The sequence below is a fragment of the Ideonella margarita genome (assembly GCF_038066635.1).
GTDB classification, from domain to species: Bacteria; Pseudomonadota; Gammaproteobacteria; order Burkholderiales; family Burkholderiaceae_C; genus Ideonella; species Ideonella margarita.
In genome coordinates, this window is record NZ_JBBUTI010000011.1 from 149,442 (window position 1) to 156,976 (window position 7,535).

Sequence of the window (7,535 nt, forward strand, 5' to 3'; positions counted from 1 at the left end):
AAAGGCTTATTGGGCGCTGGCGGTCTGGCGGCCCAGCTCGTCCAGGCGGCGGTCGATGTCTTGCAGCTTGCGCGCCTTTTCATCAGCGGCCAGGCCGGTGTCGGCATCGACCTTGGTGCGCTCGCGGGCCAGTTCCAGCTGGCGGATCGGCACGAGCTGGCGGTTGTCCGACTTCACGAAACCGGCCAGGGTCAACGTCTTGAGGATGTCCATCTCGCGGCTGTCGCGGCCGTACTTCATGAAGAACTCGGCGAGGCGGCGCTTGCTGTCAGCGTCCAGGTCCTTGCGCCAGACGATGGGGTCGCTCGAAATCAAGGGCGAGCGCCACACTTCACGCAGCTCGGCCGCCTTCTCGGGCATCTTGATCTTCATGCGGTCGACGCCGTCGCTGGCCACCGTGGCCACGTCCACCTGCTTGTTGGCCACAGCCAGGATGTTGGTCTCGTGGTTGGCGCGCACGACGCGCTTGAAGTCGCGGGTCGGATCGACCTTGTTCTGCGCGAAGGCGTAGTAGCCCGGCACCAGCGAGCCGCTGGTGGAGTTCGGATCACCGTAGCCCAGGTTCAGGCTGGCGCGGGCCTTGATCACGTCGTCCAGCGTGCGCAGCGGGCTGTCCTTGTGGACGATCATCAGGCTGAAGTAGCCCTGGTTGCCGTCGGCCTGGGTGACCTTGGCGAACACCTCGGCGCTGGCGCGGTCCACGGCTTCCATGGCCGACTTGTTGCCCATGTACGCCACTTGCACCTTGTTGAAACGCATGGCTTCGATCACGCCAGCGTAGTCAGGTGCGAAGAAGGCATTGACCTTCAGACCGGTGCTCTTCTGCAGGTCGTCCAGCAGGGGCTGCCAGGCGCTCTTCAGGTTGTTCGACGATTCGGTGGAGATGATGCCGAAGCTCAGCTCACGCGGGGCAGCGGCCGTCTGGGCCTGCACCGAGGTCATGTTCAGCCACAGGGCGGCGGTGGTGGCCAGCAGGGCCAGGGTGGAACGTCGTTGCATGGTGAAGTCGTCCTTGCGTGACAGGTTGGCAGGCAGGTGATTCGGGATGGGCCGGCGGTCAGGGCCGGCGGTCAGGGCCGGCGGGGTTCAAGCGCGGTTGAGGGAGGCCTCAAGCGGCCTTCAAGCCGGGGTGGTTCAGGTGGAAGCCGGGCAGCGTGTCGGTGGTGTCTGGCAGTGGCACGGCGGCGCCCGGTGCAGGCAGCAATTCATCCAGCTGCGTGCCGTACAGGTCGCGCAGGCGCTGCGGCGTGAGTGCGGCGGTGGGGCCGTCGTACACCACCTCACCGGCGCGCAGCGCCACGGTGCGCGGGCAATAGGCGAAAGCGAAATCGACCTGGTGCAGCGACACCAGCACGGTCACACCCAAGTCGCGGTTCACTTCAGCCAGCAGGCCCATCACGCGGCGTGAGGATTCCGGGTCCAGCGAGGCGATCGGCTCATCGGCCAGCACCACTTCTGCGCCTTGCACCAGCGCACGTGAAATGGCGGCCCGCTGTTGCTGCCCGCCCGACAGGGTGGACGCGCGTTGCCAGGCGCAGCGCTCGATGCCCACGCGCTGCAAGGCGCTGAAGGCCCGCTGCAATTCGGCCTGCGGAAAGCGGCCCAGCAGGCCACGCCACAGTGGCAAACGGTGCAGGGCCCCGGCCAGCACGTTGGTCATCACGGGCAGGCGATCCACCAGATTGAACTGCTGGAAGATGACGGCCACGCGGCTGCGGGTGGCTCGCACATCAGGCGCCAGACGGCCGCCCTGCTGCACCCGGCGGCCCAGCACGTTGATGCGGGAGGCACTGCCGGCATCGGCCTTGTGCAGGCCGGTCAGGTGCCGCAACAGGGTGGACTTGCCAGAGCCGGAAGCGCCGAGCAGCGCCACCATCTCGCCGCGGCGAACCTGCAGGCTCACGCCGTTCAATGCCGGGCTGGCACCAAAGTGCTTGTGCAGTTGCTGCACGTCGATGACGACGTCGGCCGAGTGATCAGACATGGCGGGGCTCCTTGAGAACCCCGCAATCATCTAGACCACATGTGACGCAGCCGTGATGCTTGGATGACAGCTTGTCATCCACCGCAAGCGCGTTGGGGCGCTAGACGTGCAGCAGGAACTGGGCTTCAGCCACCGGCGTGCCGTTGACCTGCAGCACCACCCGGTGAGTGCCAGCAAAGTAGCGGCGGCTGGTGATAGGCCGGACCGGGTGCTGACGCTGCAACTCGCGGGTTTCGCCGGGTGCGAGCGTCAGGCTCCAGCCCTTGAACACCTTGGGGCTGGTCTGGCCGTTGGCCTTGACGTGGTGCACCACGTAATCCACCACCAGCGTCTGCGGTTGATCAGCCGTGCTGGCGAGCGTGACGGCCATCGGCAGGCTGCCTCCCAGGTGCACCTCGGACGCCTGCAGCGCCAGCGCCGCCTGCCCCAGCAAGGGCTGGCCCAGGCCCCAGGCCGACAGCGTGGGCGCATGGCCGTCCTTCACCAGGCTGCGGCTGGCGTGGCGCAACAGGCTGCGGCGCGCGGCCGTGGCGGCGGGCAGGTGCTGATGCAGCCAATCGGCCACCAGACCGGGGTGGTCCTTGGCGATGTCGTTGAGGTGATTGGCCACGCTGCGGCGCACATACAGGCTGGGGTCATCCTGCAGAGCCAGCAACAGCGGCAGGCTGGGTGTCGGGTCCGCAACCAGCGCCTGCAGGCGCAAGCCCCAGGGCAGACGCGGCCGGCTGCCTTCGCTCACCAGGCGGCGCACATGGGCGCTCGGGTCATTCACCCATTGGTGCAGGATGGGGTAGACCTGCTCGGGCGCGGCCTGGATGAACGGACGAATGGCGAACTCGGCCGAGAAGCGCTGCGTCAAGGCGTGCAGCGCAGCCATGGCGCGGGGCACATCATGCTGGCCCGCACGGGCCACAAACTCACCCAGCGGCCACACCACCCAGCCGGCCAGGCCGTGCGGGCCGGCGCGGAGCTGGCCCAGGTCATCGCCCTGGCTGTCGGCATTGCCTGGCGGCGCCAGCGCGGCTTCAATGACGCTTGCCGCATCACCAAAGTTGGCCGGCAGGTGGGCTTGCAGCGCCGTGGCGATCTGCATGGCGCGGGCCTTCATGTCGAGGCCGTCGAGCCCATCTGACGCCTGCCGCGCGAATGCCACCGCGTCAAACAGCGGCCAGGCACGCTGCAGGTGCTGCGCCGCCAGCGCGACGGTGTCGGTGTTGATCAGGTTGCGAAAGGGTTCAGCCATGGGCCGGCAGCTTAAGCCAGCTCAGCGCTCAACCCGGAATGCGGTGGCCGGGCCGGTGGCCAGCACACGGTCGGCCTGGGTGTTGTCGATGAACTCGACGCTCACGGTGTAGGCCCCGGGCGGCGGCGACAGCCACAGCTCCGTGAAACCGTTGGTCAGCGGCAGCACCACCTCGGGCGCCCCCTCAGGCTTCAGCTTTACCCGGAAGTGCCCGGTGCCCTTCTCCTTCAGCGCGGTGCTTGACACGTTCAAGCCGCTGGCATGCAGGGCCACACGGAAAGGTGGCTTCACCGTTTCACCGGCCCCGGGCGCCAACACGGCCACGCCGGGCACCACCAGGCTCTTCGGATCAACGCCGGGGCGCTTGCGCTTCACGATGACATGCAGCGGCTTGCTGAACACGAAATTGGGAATGTGCTTTTCGTCAGCCAGCACCAGACGCAGCTGATAAGCGCCGGGCGCCAGGTTCAGCACGGTCTCCATCTGGCCTTTGCCGAAGTGGATGTACTGGTCGTTGAACGGCAGCGGCTTGTTGAAGTCCAGCGGCAGATCGCGGTTGATCAACAGGTGGTGATGGCCGGTGCCCGCCACCGGCGCCACGATGGGCGCCAGGCCCATGCCTGTGAGGCCGAACTTCACCAGATATGGCGTGTCGATGGTGTCGCCATCGGCGAGGTTGCTGAAGTAGGCCTCCTTGCGCAGGCGAGGCGCGGCCACCACCCAGGGGTGGCTGGGGCCGCTGATGGCCTGCGGCGCGGCGGCGGGAGCCGGCTGCGTGTTGACTGGCGCCGGTGTGGGTGCCGGGGTGGGGACTGGCGACTGGGCAAACGTTGGCGCTGCCCACGCCCACAACAACAGGGCGACAAACAGGGCGGGTGGAGACAGCAGCGTCAAGATCAAACTTTCATTTCAAGGCGGCGGGCGGGCAGCGCGCGCTGCGGGCCGCACAAGCCCGACAGTGTGCCGCAGGCCTTCGGCTTGTCAGCGGCGGCGGCACTGGCCAAGTTCGGGATGGCCCCGGCGCCATTCATGCGTTGGCAACCCACCGCGAAGGCCCCACTGCCATCAAACGGCCACCAAAGCCGACTACGCACACAAAAGGTGCGCAAAGCACCATAAGCAGGCATTTATAGGTACGCGGCCGCCAAGTTTGGTGCAGCGAGCCCCACAGCTTTTGCACCAAAGCTGGAACACGATTTGCTAATTTTGGTGCGCCTGCGCCCTCAACGGGTGCACGCGCGGCGCCAATCGCAGCGGCCGCGGTATCAACTTCCACGTTGGAGACTTCCCATGGATCAGGTCAAGCAAGGCACGGATGCCTTGTTCATTTTGCTGGGCGCCATCATGGTGCTCGCCATGCACGCCGGTTTCGCCTTTCTGGAACTGGGCACCGTGCGCAAGAAGAACCAGGTGAACGCGCTGGTCAAGATCCTGGTCGATTTTTCGATCTCGACGGTTGTCTACTTCTTCGTCGGCTATACCGTGGCCTACGGCGTCGATTTCTTCAGCGGTGCAGAAACGCTGGCTGCCAAGAACGGCTACGAGCTGGTCAAGTTCTTCTTCCTGCTGACCTTCGCTGCGGCCATTCCGGCCATCGTGTCGGGCGGCATTGCCGAGCGTGCCCGGTTCGGCCCGCAACTGCTGGCCACGGCCGTCATCGTCGGCGCCATCTACCCGCTGTTTGAAGGTGTGGTGTGGGGCGGCAAGTTCGGTGTGCAGGCCTGGATCAAGGACGTCGCCGGTGCCGAGTTCCACGACTTCGCGGGCAGCGTGGTGGTGCATGCCGTGGGCGGCTGGATTGGGCTGGCGGCTGTGCTGCTGCTGGGCGCCCGTGCCAACCGCTACCGCAAAGACGGCGCGATGAGCGCCCACCCGCCTTCAAGCATCCCGTTTCTGGCGCTGGGCGCGTGGATTCTGGCGGTGGGTTGGTTCGGCTTCAACGTGATGAGCGCGCAGACCATCGACAAGATCTCTGGCCTGGTGGCGGTGAACTCGCTGATGGCCATGGTGGGCGGCACGCTGGTGGCTGTGCTGATGGGCCGCAATGACCCCGGCTTCGCCTACAACGGCCCGCTGGCCGGCCTGGTGGCCGTGTGCGCAGGCTCTGACCTGATGCACCCGGCAGGCGCCCTGGTGGTGGGCGGCATCGCCGGCGCGATCTTCGTCAAGCTGTTCACCCTCACGCAGAACAAGTGGAAGATCGACGACGTGCTGGGCGTGTGGCCCCTGCACGGCCTGTGCGGCGCCTGGGGCGGCATCGCCTGCGGCATCTTCGGCCAAAAGGCCCTGGGCGGCCTGGGTGGCGTCACCTTCAGCGCCCAACTGCTGGGTACCGCCATGGGCGTGGCTTGGGCACTGGCCGGTGGCTTCGCCGTTTACGGTGTCATCAAGGCCACGATGGGCCTGCGCCTGACGCAGGAAGAGGAATTCGAAGGCGCCGATTTGTCGATCCACAAGATCGGCTCGACGCCTGACCGCGAAGTGTCCTGGTGAGCTGACAGGCCAGGTGCAGTAACCACCCCGCATGACGAGCCTGTGACATATCCGGCCGCCTCCAGGGGGTAGTGACCTGGGGGCGACGCTGTGACAACGGCACCGGGAGGTGTCTACAAACTGTCACACAGCGTTGGTGAAATCCCCAGCAGTTCGAGACACAGACGGCCCAGCCCTCTGCGGACGCCTCACCCCACGTTGGAGATATCACCATGAACAAGCAAGTCATCGCCCTGGCCGCCCTGGCCCTGATCGGCACCGCCGCATCGGCTCAATCCACCGTCACCGTGTACGGCAAGCTGGACCAATCGGTTGGCAAGCCTGTCGGCAGCACCGACAAGCAAGTGATGGACCTCGCCGGCAGCCGTCTGGGCTTCCGCGGCACCGAAGACCTCGGTGGCGGCCTGAAGGCCATCTTCGGTCTGGAGCACCGCTTCAACCCTGACAACGGCACCTCGGCTTCGTCGTCGACCTTCTGGAACGGCTACAGCCTGGTCGGCATCTCCAGCGACTTCGGCACCGTGGCCCTGGGCCGCCAGTACGTGGCTGCCTACATCGTGCAGAACGAAATCGACCCGTTCGGTGGCGACACCGTCGCTGCCCTGCGCGACATCGGCGTGCGTCCGCGTCTGTCGGCCATCAACGCATCGGAAGTCCGCATCGGTGACACCCGCGTCGCTGACGTCGTTCGCTACGACGGCAAGTTCGGCCCTGTCGCCGTTGCCGTGAGCGCTGGCGAAGCCCCTGCCGGCAAGCCGGATCGCCCGACGTCGTTCGCCGTGACCTACAAGGACGGCGCCCTGTTCGCTGGCCTGTCGTACGAAAACCCGGCCAGCGCCAACGACCAGCTGATCACCGTGGGTGGCACCTACGCCCTGCCGATGGTGACCCTGGCCGCTGCCTACAGCTCGGGCAAGACCACGACCGACCTGTCGACCAAGTCGTTCCTGATCGGCGGCACCGTGCCGATGGGCAGCCTGGACATCAAGTTCGGCTACGCCAAGACCACCAACGACCAAGCTGGCAGCGCTGCTGACCAGACGCTGGGCAAGATCGGCCTGGGCCTGCACTACAAGCTGTCGAAGCGCACCAAGGTGTACGCCGACATCGCCAAGGTGAACGGCACGCTGACCCCTTCGACCACGTCGAAGAACGGCTACGACCTGGGCATCCAGCACAACTTCTGATCCTGTCCGGGGCATCCGGGGGGATGCCCCTTCCTTTGCTTGGGAACAGACTTCATGAGCCACCTTCGGGTGGCTCTTTTTTCGTCTATGCGATGAGTATTTGGATTGTGATGGCCTGGGATTCGACGTTCAGGTGCAAGGGCCAGCGCGGGGTGATTCACCCGGGTTGGCGGATCGATGCACGGCCGGTTGGGATTACTACAGGTTAAAGCGCGCGGCAAAGAGCGAAAGCTGCATCCGGGTTGCGGCACGGCAAATTTGACGACGTCAACAGCGGCCAGTGATGCGACGAAAGCATCGTTCTGTAGAACCCCGTGCTGAGCCAGCAGCGGTTATCGGGAGTGGCATGATGCCCCTACGCTACGTTCCGAACACTCAGCGAGAACTTGTAACAGGCTTGCCGCTTTTGTCAGGAATTTAATGCTGGATAAACGCAGCCCCGGATTGAGGAAAATACAGTCGCGACAGGCACTTAGCCGAGCGGATCTTGTACGTTTTAGGGAGCAGCCTGAAGCGCCCCGGGTTTTCAGGAGGCTCCAACTCTTGAGAAGATGGAGCCATGAACAAGTCGAACAAGTTCTCACCTGAGGTCCGCGAGCGCGCTGTGCGCTTGGTGCAGGAGCATCGC

General features: G+C 65.5%; 6 protein-coding genes. 2 read left to right on the top strand and 4 right to left on the bottom strand.

What is annotated here, in order from left to right; genetic code table 11:
* Positions 1–6: 6 nt before the first annotated feature.
* The 4 genes from phnD to AACH00_RS16035 all read right to left on the bottom strand — a co-directional run bounded on the left by phnD (position 7) and on the right by AACH00_RS16035 (position 4,121).
* Positions 7–999, bottom strand: a complete 993-nt coding sequence (gene phnD, locus AACH00_RS16020; RefSeq protein WP_341400169.1) for a phosphonate ABC transporter substrate-binding protein — start codon at positions 997–999, stop codon at positions 7–9.
* 109 nt (positions 1,000–1,108) lie between these two features.
* Positions 1,109–1,984, bottom strand: coding sequence for a phosphonate ABC transporter ATP-binding protein (gene phnC, locus AACH00_RS16025; protein WP_341400170.1), 876 nt, complete (start codon positions 1,982–1,984; stop codon positions 1,109–1,111).
* A 100-nt stretch (positions 1,985–2,084) separates the two neighbouring features.
* Positions 2,085–3,227, bottom strand: a complete 1,143-nt coding sequence (locus AACH00_RS16030; protein WP_341400171.1) for a DNA alkylation repair protein — start codon at positions 3,225–3,227, stop codon at positions 2,085–2,087.
* 21 nt (positions 3,228–3,248) lie between these two features.
* Positions 3,249–4,121, bottom strand: coding sequence for a DUF4399 domain-containing protein (locus AACH00_RS16035; RefSeq protein WP_341400172.1), 873 nt, complete (start codon positions 4,119–4,121; stop codon positions 3,249–3,251).
* A 396-nt stretch (positions 4,122–4,517) separates the two neighbouring features.
* On the opposite strand from AACH00_RS16035, the gene AACH00_RS16040 reads away from it, so the two are divergent.
* The gene (locus tag AACH00_RS16040; protein ID WP_341400173.1) at positions 4,518–5,720 is read left to right on the top strand and encodes an ammonium transporter; all 1,203 of its coding nucleotides are present in this window, start codon (positions 4,518–4,520) and stop codon (positions 5,718–5,720) included.
* A gap of 212 nt (positions 5,721–5,932) precedes the next feature.
* Entirely contained in the window at positions 5,933–6,907 is a 975-nt protein-coding gene (locus AACH00_RS16045; protein WP_341400174.1) for a porin, read from the top strand.
* The last annotated feature ends 628 nt before the right edge of the window (positions 6,908–7,535 follow it).

Bases quoted from the DNA above. Each gene is read 5' to 3' on its own strand.
- AACH00_RS16030 (WP_341400171.1), bottom strand. From the start codon at position 3,227: ATGGCTGAACCCTTTCGCAACCTGATCAACACCGACACCGTCGCGCTG.
- phnD (WP_341400169.1), bottom strand. From the start codon at position 999: ATGCAACGACGTTCCACCCTGGCCCTGCTGGCCACCACCGCCGCCCTG.
- AACH00_RS16040 (WP_341400173.1), top strand. From the start codon at position 4,518: ATGGATCAGGTCAAGCAAGGCACGGATGCCTTGTTCATTTTGCTGGGC.
- AACH00_RS16045 (WP_341400174.1), top strand. From the start codon at position 5,933: ATGAACAAGCAAGTCATCGCCCTGGCCGCCCTGGCCCTGATCGGCACC.
- phnC (WP_341400170.1), bottom strand. From the start codon at position 1,984: ATGTCTGATCACTCGGCCGACGTCGTCATCGACGTGCAGCAACTGCAC.